This is a genomic window from Brotonthovivens ammoniilytica (assembly GCF_025566885.1).
GTDB classification, from domain to species: domain Bacteria; phylum Bacillota; class Clostridia; order Lachnospirales; family Lachnospiraceae; genus Brotonthovivens; species Brotonthovivens ammoniilytica.
Window position 1 is genome coordinate 483,569 of record NZ_JAOQJQ010000002.1, and the last position, 15,523, is coordinate 499,091.

A 15,523-nucleotide genomic window follows, 5' to 3' on the forward strand; every position below is an offset into this window, starting at 1 on the left:
ACGGCAACTGCGAAGCAGTTGGATTTTGGAGTATAGATAAAGACAGACCTTGAGAGAGTAACATCTTTCAAGGTCTTTTTTCGTTTGTGGGGATATTCGCAAACTACATTGCTTTCAGAATGGGATTATTGCTTTACCATTTGCTTATTTTAATTTTGCTGTTGTATTTTACGACAAATAATAGCATAATAATTACAGCGAACTTGAAGGGAGCGAGTATTATGCCAAATATTAAACCAGTATCTGATTTGAGAAACTACACGGAAGTATTACGGGATATTGCCGTTGGAGAGCCGGTGTTCCTCACAAAAAACGGCAGAGGCAGATACGTCATTCTTGATATAGAGGAATATGAGAGAACAGAAGCGGCGTTGAAATTGATGGGCGAGCTTGCTAAGGGTGAGAGTTCTGCACAGGAAAAAGGCTGGACAGATCTTGCCGAAGTAGAAAAAATGCTCGGTGTTGCCAATGGTTAAGGTACAGTTTTCCTCTGAAGCGATTACCGCTTTCTTGTATGCGGTAACTATACGGCTTTCTACCGTTTTGAAAATAACACTGTGCAGATTGGCCGAGTCCTTTATGGACGAAGAAACTTTATGCGGATTCTGTTTGGAGAGCCAAACGACAATTAAATATCAATTTTATAGCGAATGAATCGTCATCTGAAAGGGTGGCGATTTTTTTGCTTATCAGGAGAACGCAATGAAACGGATGTACGACAAATTCAGGGGCTATACCATTTAAAGATGGCGAGTGCAGCTATTGTCTGTATTATGGAGGGCGGCGAAAAGGCAAACCGAAGTTAAGAGGGATGTGCATTTTGGTGCTGCGTCCTTTGCAGCACTGGGCTTTATTAAATATAACGGAACGACCGCAGAAAAATTCATTTATGTGTGGCTCAAGTCGGAGTTTCTTAAGCCGAAGAAACTCACTTTCCGTTCAACCAATCTCTACTATGAGCTGTTAAAGTCAAGTATGGAAACAAAAATAAAGGAGCGCTTAGTTGTGGCGTTAAATTATCCGGAAATAAATCTTTTGTTTCTTTATGAAATCTTCAAATTCATACGGTATCCTTTCTTTGAAATCGAAAGAAAGGACACATTACTATGAATATGATTTTGAAAACATCTAACCTTTTAGGGGATGAGGGGGAACTTCAAGCGAATGAGAATCTGGAACAACTCTTTATGAAGGTTGTAAAAAAGCAGCCACAAGGAGGTGTAAATGCTGTATTGATATTAACTTTGATGTGGTTTAATAACTGGGAAGGGAGAAAAAATTATGAGTAAAAAAATACGGATAATATCAGGTGTTCTTTTAGCGTTGACCTTTAGTGTTTTACTATCAGGCTGTACTTTTTTTCAGCAAAAGATTGATAATTATTCAAAGGATAAGGAGCAATGTTTTTTAAATATGGAAAATGTAACACAGTTCACCTATAAATCACAGAGCTATACAATACTTGAGGATACCGTTTCTAACAGCAGTTTGGGTGAGTGGATCGGTTACATTCGTGAACTTACCGCAGTAGGTGAAAATGGAAGGATTCTTGTACAGGAAAATATAGAAAAGACTACATTTAAATCTTTGGCAGACTTAACAGAAAAAACCCCAAATGCAGCCTATATTATTCCGTTTCTTAATGTTTATGCAGCACCTGACGATACAACATATTTGATTGTTGATGTCAATGGCGGCTATCATAAAGCTGTTCTTTCAGATACTGTAACAGATGAATTTACCGTATTTAATTACAAAAATACAAATCAAGAGAAGAATGCCAGCTTTGAGGTTAACCCTGACAATGCAACACAGCTTATTTGCAATAATGTGACATACCAAGTTACATCGAATATTGTATCAGAAGATGAGCTTGGAAGTTACGTTGATATTATTGCTGAAAATATTATTTTTGATGCTGATACCAAAAAGCCTTTAAGTAAAGAGGAAATGAATGGGATTGATTGGTCTGGGACAAACAAGCAGGCAAGAGAAAAGTGGGTTTATACTGATGTTTACGAAGTATCAGGTAAGGATATTTCCGAAACGGCTGCAGTTGAAGTGAATCATCAATACCACTTGGCTGTTGCCGAATAGTTGAACCGGAATTTATAAAAAATGTTATAATAAATAGGATTTTTTTGAAGGGAGGCAGGAATATGGCTTTAATACTTGTGATTGATGATGAAATTCCAATTTTGGAACTTATAAAAAACGGATTGCAAAAAGATGGTCATATAGTATCTGCTTATAGTTCGGCAGTGCAGGTTCCTTTGGATAAATTAGGACAGTATGACTTGGTCATTTTAGATATAATGATGCCAGAGATTGATGGTTTTACTTTTTGTGCAAAAATACGCTCTCTTATAGATTGCCCGATTTTGTTTTTAACAGCAAAAACGATGGAGAATGATATTACCTTTGGTCTTGGTCTGGGGGCTGATGATTATTTGACAAAACCATTCCGCATTGCGGAGCTTCGAGCAAGAGTGAATGCCCATTTACGCCGTGAACAACGTGAGCGACACACATCAATCAATTTTGATAGAGTAAAGATAGACCTTTCGGCAATGGAACTTCAAGTAGATAATATGCTCGTTTCTCTTACTAAAAGCGAATATTTAATATGCGAGTTTCTTGCCCGAAATAAAGGGCAGGTGTTTTCAAAAGAACAGATATATGAAGCTGTATTTAGTTTAGAGGGTGACAGCGATAATTCCACTATTTCTACTCATATAAAAAATATACGGGCGAAATTAAGTAAATTCGATATACAACCGATTTCAACAGCTTGGGGGATTGGATATAAATGGGAATAAAAAAGGCAAGTTCATTAAGAAAATCTTTTTGGCGTTTTCTCCTTATGCTGCTTTTGGGGTTGGCAGGGGCTGTTGCCGTTCCATTTGCTATAATGCTGCTTACCGTTACTTTGGGATATACTACTTATGCGGATTATTCTACACGAAGTGCAGAATATATTGCTCCAATTGTTGCTGCAACACCAGATTTATCAGAGGTTGAACTGCCCGCAGGCATTAATTTTTTGCGGCTTGACAAGAATTACAATATTCTTGCAACGACACTTGGTGAAGCGGATTTGAATCGAGCAATGGAATATGCTATTTCTGGAAAAGCGAACAATAGCCCGGAAAAGCAATACCTGCTTGTTACTCGTGAAAATGAGTATGTTATTCTTCAGTATTATGTTGGCTCGCAATTCACAAACAACTGGCTGAATGAGCATCTTCCGTCGCCTGAAAAACTACTATATATCGTGATAGGTATCAACTGTATTGCAGTTTGCGTTATTCTAACAGGCAGGTTTTCTAAAAAGCTGCGCCGTCAATTAGACCCGCTTTTTGAAGCTACTGCGGAAATATCGGCTCAAAATCTTGATTTTGATGTGGGTCATTCAAAAGTAAAAGAATTTGAAGATGTTTTACAGTCGTTTTCAAACATGAAAGACAGCCTGAAAGAATCTTTGGAACAGCAATGGAAACTGGAACAAATGCAAAAAGAACAGATTGCAGCGTTAGCTCACGATTTGAAAACACCATTGACTGTCATTCAAGGAAATATCGACTTAATGAGCGAAACGGAACTTGATGATGAACAAAAAGCATATACAGGATATATCACAGAGAGTTCAGAACAAATGCAGATCTACATTAAAACGCTTATTGAAATATCACGAGCGTCTGCGGGGTATCAGCTCCATAAGGAGAACGTGGATTTTTCCTTATATGTAGATAATATCAAGGAGCAGATTGAAGTTTTGTGTACTGCAAAAGATATACAGTTGACTTGGAATACATCTTCAGACTGTTCAACACTTGAAATTGATACTATGCTGATTGAACGTGCAATAATGAATGTTGTAGGCAATGCAGTAGAATACTCTCCGATAAACGGAACGGTTTATATAAAAATTCAATATGCCGAAAAGCGTTTGCACATTTGTGTGGTTGATGAGGGTAAAGGATTTAGCAATGAAGCTCTGCATCACGCTCAAGAACAATTCTTTATGGATGACAGTAGTAGAAATTCTAAAATGCACTTTGGGATGGGGCTGTATATAGTGGACTCTATTATGAAACAGCATAGCGGACAGTTATTTATTGCAAATGATATAACCACCCACGGAGCAAAAGTGATAATGAATATTATCTGCTAAATAACAAGATTATGCGGGGCTGTTGCAGAATAGTTGATTAATCAGCTGTTCTGCTGGGTCCTGTTTTTGGTGCTAAAAACAGAAAACGGACTCCGAAGAGTCCGCCATCCATGGTATAATTAAAATATGACAAAATTGATTTCGACACTCTCGGAAACAATATTTTCAAAGCAGTTAATCAGTTTTAAAATAGAAGGCGTTAATAATCAACTGTATATCATGGAAAGCATTGAAAAATATGCAGATTAAGGAGGAAACAAGAAGTGCAAACAAACGATAAACCGATTACAGAACTTATGTCTGGTATAAACGATGGAAAAACACAACTTCCTGATTTTCAGAGAGGATGGGTTTGGGAAGATAATAGAATAAGCGCTCTTATAGCAAGTATTACCAGCAATTTCCCTGTAGGGGCTGCTATGTTTTTGGAGTATGGTAATCAGAATGTTCGTTTTAAATACAGAGTGATAGAAGGCGCGCCTTCAAGTGAGAATGTTCCTTCTGAACTTATTCTTGATGGGCAACAGAGATTAACGTCTATTTATTCTGCCCTTTTCAATTCTGCTCCAGTACACACTCGAACAGATAAAGGGAAGGAGATATACAGATATTATTATATAGATATTAAAAAGGCGCTTGATCCTGCGTGTGACAGGGCAGATGCAATTTTTTCAGTTCCGGAAAATAGGATTGTCACATCTAATTTTGGACGAGATATAGAACTGGATTTGTCTGATCGAACAAAAGAATTTGAAAATAAAATGTTTCCACTTAATATTATCTTGAATTTTACAGAAGTTCAGAACTGGCAGAATCAATATTACGCATATTGTAATTATAGTGCGGAAGCGATTAAAGAATTTACAGACTTTAATACAAAAGTTATAATGCAGACAATGCAGTATAAAATGCCTATAATTCTTCTTGGTAAAGAAACGCCAAAAGAAGCTGTGTGTCAGGTGTTTGAAAATGTAAATACAGGTGGTGTTTCTTTAACTGTGTTTGAACTTATAACAGCTATTTTTGCAATGGATGATTTTGAACTGAGAAAGGATTGGGAGGAAAGACAGAAAAAATTCTTTATAGGGGATTTGTTGTCTATTATTACTGCCACAGATTTTCTTGTTGCTTGCACTTTACTTTCAACTTATAAAAAAGGTGGAACAGTAAGTTGTAAAAAGAAAGATGTATTAAATTTACCTCTTAGTGATTATAAAAAGTATGCGGATATATTATCTGCTGGATTTGTTGAAGCCGAGAAAATGCTTCAAGAAGAACGTATATTTTCAAGTCGAGATTTACCGTATTCGACACAATTGATTCCTTTGGCGGTAATCTGTACATTATTGAGCGAGGGAAATAAAATTAAAGTTACGAATATAAAGAATAAAATTAAACAATGGTATTGGTGTGGTGTTTTTGGTGAACTATATGGCAGCGCAAATGAGACAAGATATGTCAATGATGTTGTTGATGTTATAAAGTGGGCTGAAAATGATACAGCTGCGCCTAAAACGGTTCAGGACGCATATTTTAATCCAACGAGACTCATTACACTTCAATCAAGACAGTCAGCAGCATATAAAGGGATAATGGCTTTGATACTAAAAAATCATTGCAAAGATTTTATAAGTGGACGGGAAATGGACTTTACAGTATATAAATCGGAAAATATTGATATTCATCATATTTTCCCAAGAGATTATTGTGAAAAACAGAATTATCCAAGAGAAAAATGGAACTCTATTGTGAATAAGACTCCTATCACCTATTCAACCAATAGAGAAATTGGTGGTGTTCCTCCAAGTAAATATTTGGAAAAAATTGAAAATAAAGGCCAAGTTGGCAGGAAGATTCTTGATGAATATTTGAACTCACATTGGATTGATGTTGATAGCTGCAGGGAGGATGATTTTAATAGTCATATCATATATAGAGCCAAAATGCTTTTAAACTCCATTGAAATCGCTATCGGGAAAACTATCTCTGGTAGAGAAAGCGAAGATGTTATAAATCTTTTTGGACAAGGTCTTATCTAAAAAAATAAATAGGTAATTAACAGAAGATTAAGACAAAGTATCGTAAACTCAAAGAACTAGAGATGGAAGAAAATTACATTCAATGGAATACAGTTATGGCTCCAATTTAACAGAATTGTTCTAATATGTAATTTCAAATTGTTCCGGTTTAAGAATATTTTGTAAGCCTTTGTGTTGTGCAGTATCTTTTCATCACCGTCTTGATTCAAAACATAAATTAAGAACTTATTACAGGAATCAACCGTTGACGGTGGATTATCAAAAAATGACGATTTTTAAATAAGTATGATACAATGAACGTAAAGACAAATGGGAAGTCGCGGAGAGTGTACCGATATGGAAATTAAAGAAATCAAAGAGAATAAAAAACAATTTCTTTCCCTGTTGTTGTTAGCTGATGAACAAGAGAATATGATAGACCAATATATTGATAGGGGCTCAATGTATGTATTAGACGATAACGGGATTAAATGTGAGTGCATAGTGACTGATGAGGGTGAAGGTGTTCTTGAAATCAAAAATATTGCAACTGAACCAGAATATCAGGGCAGGGGTTACGGTAAAATACTGATTGACTTTGTTACTATGAAATATAAAGAGAAGTATTCTATACTGCAAGTTGGTACAGGGGATAGTCCGTTGACGGTTCCTTTTTATGAAAAATGTGGTTTTGTTCGTTCACACAATATTAAAAATTTCTTTATAGATAATTATGACCACCCCATTTATGAGTGTGGTGGCCAATTAGTAGATATGATTTATTTACAGAAAAAATTATGAATCCCAGCTTGCTGAACAAATGAATATAGTTTTTAAATAGGTGTTTGGTTCTCACATGAGAATCAAATGGCCTTAGAATTATTTTTTTCTTTAAACAACGAATAAAAGAAAAAGCAAAGTTTTATGATACTTTATTTTGGGAGTCCGGATTTCATAATATATAATTGTATTAAGTAAGAATGCCTATGTGAGTTTTCTTAGAAGAACAGGCAGGAAATTCTGTTTATAATCACATTATGAGAAGCTGGTAAAAAGGTATTATTGACCGTTAAAATGGCTGGTCTGAAAATATAGCATTACCCCGATAGCATGTACAAATAATGTACACATCTACCGGGGTATTTTTATTAAATTTGATAAACTGTTTTTCCTCCTAGTATAGTGTGAAGTACGCGGGTATGCCTGATTTCATCAGCAGAGGTATTTAAAAGCGGGGTATCAATGATAATGTAATCTGCCAAAGCGCCTGCTGCAATTTTGCCGCAGGTGTTTTCTGTATGGCACAGATAAGCAGAGCCTCTGGTCCACATAAGCAGGGCCTGGCGGATGGAGATGCGTTCGTTAGGACGGTGAATACTGCCATCGGAAAGGCGTCTTTCTACAGCGCTGGCCATGCCGGCAAATGGACTGCAGGTCACAACCGGTGCATCAGAGGAGCCCCCCACAATGATTCCTTCGCGAAAAAGTGTCTGCAGAGGCATGTAGAGGTTTGAATATTTTTGACCTATTACAGCTTGTTCTCCCAGCTCCGTATTTATGGCGGGCTGAAGAGCAAGACTGATATCGGAAGCTTTCAGCCGGCTGATCTGATCAGGATGAGCCAGTGTAAGATGTATGATAAAGTGCCGATTCTGGGGATGGCAGGTTTGTTCAAACATATCCATTGCCATGTCGGCAGAGCGGTCGCCGCAGCAGTGGATGCCAACCTGCCAGTGATATTTGCCTGCCAGCTGTGCTAAAAGCTTCAGATCGTGGGATGAATAGGAGGTAGAACCCCGGCCTGAAATGTGCTCATATTCTTCTCTCAGAGCAGCGGTTCCGGCAGACATGACCCCGTCCAGAATAATTTTAATTCCTGCCATTTTAACCATATCATCGCCAAATCCTGTTACTGCTGTCATTTGTTTTATACGTTCCGCCTGGACATGAACATCTCCCAGGGAACGGTCAAGAGAAAACATCAGATTTGCCCGGTAAGAAAGTCTGTTTTGCTTTCTGGCCTGTAGATAGGCACGCATCTCGTCACAGGTCATCATAGAATTCATCACCTGTGTGATACCGAACCGGTTTAGTATGGCCCCCGATGTTTCCAGGGCTTTGATATGCTCTTCTTCGCATGTCTCCGGCATTACGTGTTCCAGCAGGGCGATGGCCGCCCGGTCATAAAAAAGACCATTGGGTTCTCCGTTATCGAAATGTCCGATGCTGCCTCCTTCCGGATCAGGAGTATCTTTTGTAATTTTGGCCAGCCGAAGGCCAAGAGAATTCGTGACACAGATATGATGGCTGATGTGCTGGCAGTACAGCGGATTTTTAGGAGCGAATTTATCTAAATCTTTACAGCAGGGAGGCCGGTTGCTGTCCCACAGACATTCATTCCAGCCGGAACCTTTCAGCCAGCTGCCGGGGGATGCTGTCTTAACATATTGAGTAATGGTTTTCTGCATTTCTTCCAGGGATAAGCAGCGGGAGAAATCCATGCCCATCTGCTCCAGCCCAAATTCCATATCGTGGATATGGCAGTCGATGAGACCGGGCAGGAGAGGAAGGCCTTTCGCATCTATGATTTTTGTATCAGAACCGGCGTAAATACGCCAGTCTCCTGAGCCGACAGCGATGGTTCTGCCATCTTTTGCGGCTGCAAATCCATGCTCAATAACAGGAAAATTGTAATTTCCAGAACATATTTCTGCCAGTGAAAGATCAGCTGTGTATATAATTGCGTTGTGAATGATTAAATCTGCATATGGTTTCCAGTTTAACATTTTATGTCTCCTCCTGTAAGCTCAAATATAAATATGCCGATATGTAATATCTGCTGAGATAACGATAGCATCTGGTGTAAGGAAAGTAAAACTTCGTTTCGGAATCTCTGATTCCGGTTTGGAAACAATATAATAAGTCCCGTCTGCATGGAAAATTTACAGACGGGACTATTGTACTGGCCGGATATAAATGATAGTTGAAGCTATTCAAAAGCCGGCCACTGCTTACGTTTTACCTGAGATAAAGTAAAGTCCCAGAATTTCTGTGCTGCCGGTTTTAAAATCATATTTCTGGATTTGGCCATCACAAGATTCCAGGTAAAGTGTTCCTTTAGGGGAATACCGGTTACATTTGCTCTGCCATAATAATTTACAAAGTCGCTGCGGAAATAAGAAGGATCCACAATAGCAATACCTTTGTTCATGCTGACCATGGTGAGTATATTGGATTCTCGTTCAGAATAACAGGATACTTTGTAATCAAATCCTGCATTTTTACAAAATCTGGTGACCGTGGAAGCGATACCGGTTATTTCAGGAAGGGAGATGAAGGATTCCTGTGCCAGTTCCAGAACGGAAACATTTTCTCTTTGGGCCAGGGGATGTTCAGCGCATACAAGCAGCATTAAGGTGCTCTCATGCAGGTTTTTATATTCGGTTAAATGAGGGTCCAAATATTGATCCATACAGAATACAATCTCACTTTTTCCGTTTGCCAGTACGCTGGTTGCTTCGGTTCCCTGGATGTCCTGTAAGTTCAGCGAAATATTGGGATATGCTTTTTCAAAGGCAGAAATCAGATCAAAGAAACCAAGCATATCTTTATTTGGGATTGTGCGGACACAGACAGTATCTTTTTCTTCCTGACAGAAAACTGCCTGACGCAGAAGCTCATAATCATCTACCAGCGGCTTTGCATATTTTGCAAATATTTTTCCCTGGGCTGTTAATGCCACACCTTTCGAAAAACGGTGGAAGAGGGTGATAGAAAATTCCGATTCAAGATAAGAAATATGTTTGGATACGGCTCCGGGGGAGAGAAATAAATTGTCAGCGGCTGTCCGAAAAGATTCTGTTCGTGCAACTTCCATAAAGGTTTGTAATTTATCAATATCCATATTGGGAACCTCTCTTTTAAATGGTGATTCCAAATGTGAAACACCGTTTCTTTTTCGTGGTTTTACTTCGTGAATTTAGCTTATTATAATAAATTCAACGACATATAGCAACGGTTTTTAAATCAGGAGATGGGAAAACAAAGCGTTTTAATACCTGATAAAAATAGCTGTTGTATCAAAGAAGGAGGAGGGTTTTACTATGGAGAACAGGAAGGGAAACTGGCATGGGAAAAAACAGATTCAAATGATGATTTATTTGGGGATTGTATTGTTGATTGGGGGCTCACTGATCAGCGGCTGTACCAATACGATATTGCCGGCCATTGCAGACAAATATCAATGGGATGTGGGGGCATTGCGTGTAATGTCTGGAGTGGCAATTATGTTTTGCGTTGGGGGGACATTTGTGTTTGGGATGGTCAGCAAAAGGAAAGGTCCTAAATTTGTTGTAGTTCTAACATTGATTTTAACGGCAGCTGTGGCAGTTGTTTATGGTTCTGCCAGTAATTATTATTTGTTTGTGGCCTGTATATTAGCCAATGGTTTTTTGGGGGGAGGATACTTTCAGGTGGGATTTAGTGCTCTGGCAGCAAATTGGTGGCCCACAAAAAAGGGAATTGTACTTGGGTATGTGACCTGCGGAATTGTTCTTAATGATGTGCTGTGGCAGCCATTTATTCCGCTGGCCTTTCAGAAGATTGGAGTAGGAGCAACCTTAAATATTGTAGCGGTATTTATTGCTATTGTAGCAGTCATAGGAGTTTTTTTCCTGAAAGATACTCCTGAGGCTGCTGGAGAATATCCGGATGGAGATCCTGCATTTGCTTCAACTGCAAAGTCGGTAGTTGATGAAATAGCAGTTTATAAAAGTCCATTTACACCAAAAAAGCTGTTGACCTCTCCCACTACATGGGCCATTGGTATCAGTATGGGGTGTATGTATGGCGCCGGAATGACTTTTGTTGCCTCTGTTGTCCCAAGAATCTTAAGTCTGGGTTATGATTATTCCTTTGCATCTGCAGTATTGATTGTTGCAGGTCTCGCAGGGCTGGCAGGAAGTATTTTATATGGTATTTTAGATCAGAAAATCGGAACTAAAAATACATGCGTGGTGTATGCAGCGTTATGCATTTTAATTACCATATGCTGTCTGTTTCATGGAATTTCCGTCTGGTTTATCTGGCTGAGCGCAATTTTCTTTTTTGCTTCTAATGGGGCAATGGGGAACCTGATTCCTTCTATTGTAGCTACTAAATATGGAAGATGGGATTATTCAGCGGCTTTTGCAGTTATTGGTGCTATGTCAAGCTTTGGTTCAGCCCTTGGGGTTTTGTGTACCGGACTGTTCACCAATTATAATGTCATGTATTTGATGGATATTGGTCTATTTATTGCAGCTTTGCTGATTTTGCTAAAGTTAAATGGAACATTAATCGGAAGACCCAATTAAAGCAGAGGTTTAAGGAAAATGAAACAGATCAGAGGTTACGTATTTACAATTGTGGCGGCGGCCGGATTCGGGGCCCAGCCCTTTCTGGCAAAATTTGTGTACAGTTATGGTGTAGGAGAAGTAATGCTTGCGTTATTGCGGGTACTGTGTATGACGCCTGTATTTGGCATCCTTGGAGTGTTAAACAGGGAGCGTTTTAAAATCCCCGTCAGGTATATGCTCCGGATTATTCTGCTGGCGCTGACAGGAGCGGTGCTGACAACCGCGATGCTGTTTACGGCATATAATCTTATTGATACCGGAACAGCCACCACCCTGAATTTTACATATCCAATTTTTGTCTTGCTTTTGGGGAGGGCGGCATTTAAGGTAAAAATTCAGAAACATTCGCTGGTGAGCCTTATTATCTGTATTGCAGGAATTGTGCTGTTTGCAAATCCGTCAGGTGCGTTTTCATGGAGCGGCTTTTTTCTGTCGCTGGCTTCCGGAATAACATATGGTTTTTATGTGTTGTATCTTGATAAAAGTAAGATTATGGAACATACAGGCTTTTATACATATACATTCTATTTCTTTCTGGCGGCGTCTGTTATGCTGCTGCCCATAGCCGGATTCAGCGGAGAGTTAAACTTCATAATTCCCACAGGCGGGTGGATGTTTATTCTGCTGTTTGCCATAGATGGAGGCATTCTTGCGACTGTGTTTCTTCAGATTGGAATCCGGGAGATTGGGAGCTCAAAAGCTTCTATACTAACTGCTTTAGAACCGGTAACCAGCATTGTTCTGGGAGTTTTGTTTTTGCAGGAGAGCTTAAGTATATTTTCACTGATTGGAATTGTTCTTGTTATATTTTCTAATATTTATCTTGTGTTTGTACCTGAAAATAGAAGGAAATATTCTTCGACAGATAATAAGGTGTTCTAAGTTTTATATATAACAAAAAACTTCCGATTTTTAACAAAAAATAGCGTATTACAATCACTTTTTTTGTGCAATAATGTTCTCAACAAATTTGAATAATAACTAATTATTCGAAAACGTCAGATTGGATAGCGCGCAGAAATTTGACAATCATGGATGGAAAAAGGAGAACAATTATGAAAACAATATATGCAGAGGCACAGTTAGGAAAAGTGGTATTAAAAGAAAAAGAAATTGAAGCTCCGGGTCCTGGCCAGGTATTGTTAAAAGCTAAGTATTCTGCAATGAGTCCGGGAACAGAAAACGGTCTTTTGGGCGCTCATATCGTTCCTCTGCCCACGAGTATTGGCTATGCTATGGCGGCGGAAGTTATTGAAGTTGGTGAAGGTGTGCGGGAATTAAAGGTGGGAGACCATATAGTAACCACCGGAGAACATGCGCAGTATCTTGTTATGGATGAATTAAACTGTACGATCTGTCCGGAGAATGTAGATTTGAAACAGGCGGCATTTTGGAATCTTGGTCATACGGGAATGTATGCTCTGCGCCGTTCGAATCTGCAGATGGGAGAGCCCTGTGCTGTTTTGGGCCAGGGATTTGTAGGGGCCATTACAGCGCAGGCTGCTAAACTTGCAGGCGCGCTGCCGGTAATTGTTACAGATCTGGATGACGGCCGTCTGGATGCAGCAAAACAGATGGGAGTGGATATTGCAATCAATACGAAAACAGATCCTAAGGGGCTGGAACGTGAAGTTGAAAAATTACATCGGGGAGGACTGCCGGTTATTTTTGAGGCCACAGGAGCGAGAGGGCCGTTAATGCAGGCGGCAGAACTAATTGGAGAACGGGGACGGCTGGTTATGATTTCACAGGTTCACGGAGAGGCTATGCCTCCCATTGATGACCCAATTATGCAAAAAGGTGCCAGCCTGATCGGTACATATGTCAATTCAAAACCATTTAAGTTAAGACGGGCGGATTTATTTATTGACGGCGTATGGCCGCCTGTTATGCATCGTGATCTTGCAAGATATGCAAACAGCGATGTATGGACCAGTGATGAAGACATTCAGGTATTCTTAAATTTAATTGCTTACGGAAAATTGGATATTACTCCGCTGATCAGTCATGAATTTGGCTATAAAGAGATCCCAGAAGCTTATGAAAAATATGTATATCCGGAAGTTAATCCGGATATGACAGGCGGGCTGATCTCATGGGTAGAAGAGTAAACATAGTCGAGTATTAGAAGTAAGGGAGAAAAAAGATGGCTAAAAATAAAATGTTTTTAAGTAAAGCAATTTTACTCTGTATCCTTGGAGTAATCTTCATGTTCATTTTTTCCGGTCTGCAGAGTGACCAGATTAATATTGTCCAGACATTTGTAACAGAGAAAGGCGGCGGCTGGAGTTCTGTGCAGACGCAGCTGCCAATGACTGTAGGAAATTTTGTCTGTATTATACTGACGTTTGTATATGGATCGTTGTTTATTAAGTTTGGAGTAAAAAAACCCCTGATTGCAGTGCTGGTAATTACTGCTGTTGGTGTGCTTGGTATTGCCGGGGCTAATGGACTTGATTGTAATGGAGGGGCCGCATCCGGAAACTATATTTTGTACAGCATTTCCATGTTTGTAGTAAGATGCGGATGTATGATTTTACAGATGGCAGGATTTCAGCTGGTAGCCAACTGGTTTATCCGCTACCGGGGACAGATTATGGGAATCGTAACGATGGGAAGTCCACTGTTCTCTGTAATTGGCACGTCTGTAATGACTTCTTTTATTTCCAAACGGCTTGGAGGCGATTACAGAATATTTTATGTGGGAATTGCAATTATAATCGTTATTTTATGTATTATCACAGCAGTTGGCATTAAAGATACGCCGGAGGAAGCAGGTTTATATCCGGATGGAGCTGATCATGCACCTACCTCAGAAGCGGTAGAAGAAGTAAAACTTTCCATTGGTCAGATTTTACGACAGGGTAAAGCATGGAAATTAATAATCTCTTTCGGGGCATTTCAGTTTACTATTGCAGCCTGCATGGGGTCTATGGCTGTTTATTATATGAGCCTTGGGGGACAGGATGTATGGCTTGGAGCTGTAAAATGGCTGGCAATGGGGGCGATTCTTGGAATCCCTGTATCCTATGTATTTGGTTTGATTGATGATAAACTGGGGTCTGTAAAAGCATCTTTGATTCTTGGTATTACAGAATTGATTCCGGTACTTGCATTAATGCTGCAGCCTCAGGGTGGAAGCGTACCGCTGATGATTTTATGGGGATTTGGAGTAGCCTGTATGACCGGAGGTGTTCCGACTCTTCATCCGTGTATCACCTCTTATGCGTATGGCAGAAAAGAGTATCAGTCTGCAAATCGTATTATTATGACGATTCAGCTGATTCCATATTCATTTGCAGCAATGATGATGATTACCTTAATCAGTGCGGGAAAAGCAAATGCTGCCTTTTCGATTCTGCTTGTAGTGATTATAATAGGTATTATAGCTACAGCTTCTATGCTGAAAATGAAAGATGCTAATGCATCGGATCGTTTATATGGAGATAAGTAGGGAGAGAAAGAAATGACAGATAATGTAAAGAATGTGCTTCATACCGGAATCAGCGTTTACCATATGGAAGAATCTGTTGAATGGTACAGAAAGAACTTAGGATTTGAGGTAGTAAAGGATGATGGGTACTGTCCTCCTCTGAGCGCTAAGATAGTATTTATGGAGAAAGATGGATATCAGCTGGAACTGTTTGAATATGATGAGCCTAAGGAGATTCCTAAGGACCGCCTGACACCAAATACAGATCTGCAGACAGTGGGGACTAAACATGTAGCATTTGCGACAGACGATATGGACGCTTTAAAGGCCGGTTTTATAGAAAACGGTGTGGACATTGCCCATGAAGTGCGCATGGGAGAAGATGCAGTCATGTTTATCAGAGACTGCAATGGGGTACTGATTGAATTTATTCAGCAGAAATAAAGGAAAATATAAGGGATTTATTTAATATCAGCATAAAACAAAACCGGGAATACCTGAT

At 39.4% G+C, this 15,523-nt stretch carries 14 protein-coding genes; 12 read left to right on the top strand and 2 right to left on the bottom strand.

Features of this window, described 5'->3' with window-relative positions; genetic code table 11:
• Nucleotides 1-221 precede the first annotated feature (221 nt).
• The 7 genes from OCV88_RS06770 to OCV88_RS06805 all read left to right on the top strand — a co-directional run bounded on the left by OCV88_RS06770 (nucleotide 222) and on the right by OCV88_RS06805 (nucleotide 6,993).
• Nucleotides 222-476 (top strand): type II toxin-antitoxin system prevent-host-death family antitoxin, encoded by a 255-nt coding sequence (locus tag OCV88_RS06770; RefSeq protein ID WP_158424776.1) that lies wholly within the window; start codon nucleotides 222-224, stop codon nucleotides 474-476.
• Nucleotides 477-1,106: 630 nt separating this feature from the next.
• Entirely contained in the window at nucleotides 1,107-1,289 is a 183-nt protein-coding gene (locus OCV88_RS06780) for a hypothetical protein (protein ID WP_158424777.1), read from the top strand.
• Nucleotides 1,282-2,097, top strand: a complete 816-nt coding sequence (locus tag OCV88_RS06785; RefSeq protein WP_158424778.1) for a NisI/SpaI family lantibiotic immunity lipoprotein — start codon at nucleotides 1,282-1,284, stop codon at nucleotides 2,095-2,097. Before OCV88_RS06780 ends, OCV88_RS06785 begins: the two co-directional genes overlap by 8 nt.
• Before the next feature lie 62 nt (nucleotides 2,098-2,159).
• Complete coding sequence (locus tag OCV88_RS06790; protein ID WP_158424779.1) at nucleotides 2,160-2,819, top strand: response regulator transcription factor; 660 nt, start codon at nucleotides 2,160-2,162, stop codon at nucleotides 2,817-2,819.
• A complete protein-coding gene (locus tag OCV88_RS06795) occupies nucleotides 2,810-4,174 on the top strand; it encodes a sensor histidine kinase (protein WP_158424780.1) in 1,365 nt (454 codons plus the stop codon). The genes OCV88_RS06790 and OCV88_RS06795 overlap by 10 nt, the downstream gene beginning before the upstream one ends.
• 263 nt (nucleotides 4,175-4,437) lie before the next feature.
• Nucleotides 4,438-6,213, top strand: coding sequence for a GmrSD restriction endonuclease domain-containing protein (locus tag OCV88_RS06800; protein ID WP_158424781.1), 1,776 nt, complete (start codon nucleotides 4,438-4,440; stop codon nucleotides 6,211-6,213).
• 336 nt (nucleotides 6,214-6,549) lie between these two features.
• Nucleotides 6,550-6,993 carry a GNAT family N-acetyltransferase gene (locus OCV88_RS06805; protein WP_158424782.1) on the top strand — a complete coding sequence of 148 codons (444 nt, stop codon included), beginning with the start codon at nucleotides 6,550-6,552 and terminating at the stop codon, nucleotides 6,991-6,993.
• A 347-nt stretch (nucleotides 6,994-7,340) separates the two neighbouring features.
• On the opposite strand, the gene OCV88_RS06810 is transcribed toward OCV88_RS06805, so the two are convergent.
• Together OCV88_RS06810 and OCV88_RS06815 are read right to left on the bottom strand one after the other, a co-directional pair.
• The gene (locus tag OCV88_RS06810; RefSeq protein WP_158424783.1) at nucleotides 7,341-8,978 is read right to left on the bottom strand and encodes an amidohydrolase; all 1,638 of its coding nucleotides are present in this window, start codon (nucleotides 8,976-8,978) and stop codon (nucleotides 7,341-7,343) included.
• 203 nt (nucleotides 8,979-9,181) lie between these two features.
• A complete protein-coding gene (locus tag OCV88_RS06815; RefSeq protein WP_158424785.1) occupies nucleotides 9,182-10,096 on the bottom strand; it encodes a LysR family transcriptional regulator in 915 nt (304 codons plus the stop codon).
• Nucleotides 10,097-10,295: 199 nt separating this feature from the next.
• On the opposite strand from OCV88_RS06815, the gene OCV88_RS06820 reads away from it, so the two are divergent.
• The 5 genes from OCV88_RS06820 to OCV88_RS06840 all read left to right on the top strand — a co-directional run bounded on the left by OCV88_RS06820 (nucleotide 10,296) and on the right by OCV88_RS06840 (nucleotide 15,465).
• A complete protein-coding gene (locus OCV88_RS06820; RefSeq protein ID WP_158424786.1) occupies nucleotides 10,296-11,546 on the top strand; it encodes an MFS transporter in 1,251 nt (416 codons plus the stop codon).
• An 18-nt stretch (nucleotides 11,547-11,564) separates the two neighbouring features.
• Nucleotides 11,565-12,470: a DMT family transporter gene (locus OCV88_RS06825; RefSeq protein WP_158424787.1), complete on the top strand. Its 906-nt coding sequence runs from the start codon at nucleotides 11,565-11,567 to the stop codon at nucleotides 12,468-12,470.
• A 173-nt stretch (nucleotides 12,471-12,643) separates the two neighbouring features.
• The gene (locus tag OCV88_RS06830) at nucleotides 12,644-13,699 is read left to right on the top strand and encodes a zinc-dependent alcohol dehydrogenase (RefSeq protein ID WP_158424788.1); all 1,056 of its coding nucleotides are present in this window, start codon (nucleotides 12,644-12,646) and stop codon (nucleotides 13,697-13,699) included.
• A 35-nt stretch (nucleotides 13,700-13,734) separates the two neighbouring features.
• Entirely contained in the window at nucleotides 13,735-15,042 is a 1,308-nt protein-coding gene (locus OCV88_RS06835) for an MFS transporter (RefSeq protein ID WP_158424789.1), read from the top strand.
• A 12-nt stretch (nucleotides 15,043-15,054) separates the two neighbouring features.
• Nucleotides 15,055-15,465, top strand: coding sequence for a VOC family protein (locus OCV88_RS06840; RefSeq protein WP_158424790.1), 411 nt, complete (start codon nucleotides 15,055-15,057; stop codon nucleotides 15,463-15,465).
• The last annotated feature ends 58 nt before the right edge of the window (nucleotides 15,466-15,523 follow it).

Excerpts from the sequence above, each read along its gene's own strand:
- OCV88_RS06770 (WP_158424776.1), top strand. The coding sequence starts at position 222 with ATGCCAAATATTAAACCAGTATCTGATTTGAGAAACTACACGGAAGTA.
- OCV88_RS06780 (WP_158424777.1), top strand. The coding sequence starts at position 1,107 with ATGAATATGATTTTGAAAACATCTAACCTTTTAGGGGATGAGGGGGAA.
- OCV88_RS06785 (WP_158424778.1), top strand. The coding sequence starts at position 1,282 with ATGAGTAAAAAAATACGGATAATATCAGGTGTTCTTTTAGCGTTGACC.
- OCV88_RS06790 (WP_158424779.1), top strand. The coding sequence starts at position 2,160 with ATGGCTTTAATACTTGTGATTGATGATGAAATTCCAATTTTGGAACTT.
- OCV88_RS06795 (WP_158424780.1), top strand. The coding sequence starts at position 2,810 with ATGGGAATAAAAAAGGCAAGTTCATTAAGAAAATCTTTTTGGCGTTTT.
- OCV88_RS06805 (WP_158424782.1), top strand. The coding sequence starts at position 6,550 with ATGGAAATTAAAGAAATCAAAGAGAATAAAAAACAATTTCTTTCCCTG.
- OCV88_RS06810 (WP_158424783.1), bottom strand. The coding sequence starts at position 8,978 with ATGTTAAACTGGAAACCATATGCAGATTTAATCATTCACAACGCAATT.
- OCV88_RS06815 (WP_158424785.1), bottom strand. The coding sequence starts at position 10,096 with ATGGATATTGATAAATTACAAACCTTTATGGAAGTTGCACGAACAGAA.
- OCV88_RS06820 (WP_158424786.1), top strand. The coding sequence starts at position 10,296 with ATGGAGAACAGGAAGGGAAACTGGCATGGGAAAAAACAGATTCAAATG.
- OCV88_RS06825 (WP_158424787.1), top strand. The coding sequence starts at position 11,565 with ATGAAACAGATCAGAGGTTACGTATTTACAATTGTGGCGGCGGCCGGA.
- OCV88_RS06830 (WP_158424788.1), top strand. The coding sequence starts at position 12,644 with ATGAAAACAATATATGCAGAGGCACAGTTAGGAAAAGTGGTATTAAAA.
- OCV88_RS06835 (WP_158424789.1), top strand. The coding sequence starts at position 13,735 with ATGGCTAAAAATAAAATGTTTTTAAGTAAAGCAATTTTACTCTGTATC.
- OCV88_RS06840 (WP_158424790.1), top strand. The coding sequence starts at position 15,055 with ATGACAGATAATGTAAAGAATGTGCTTCATACCGGAATCAGCGTTTAC.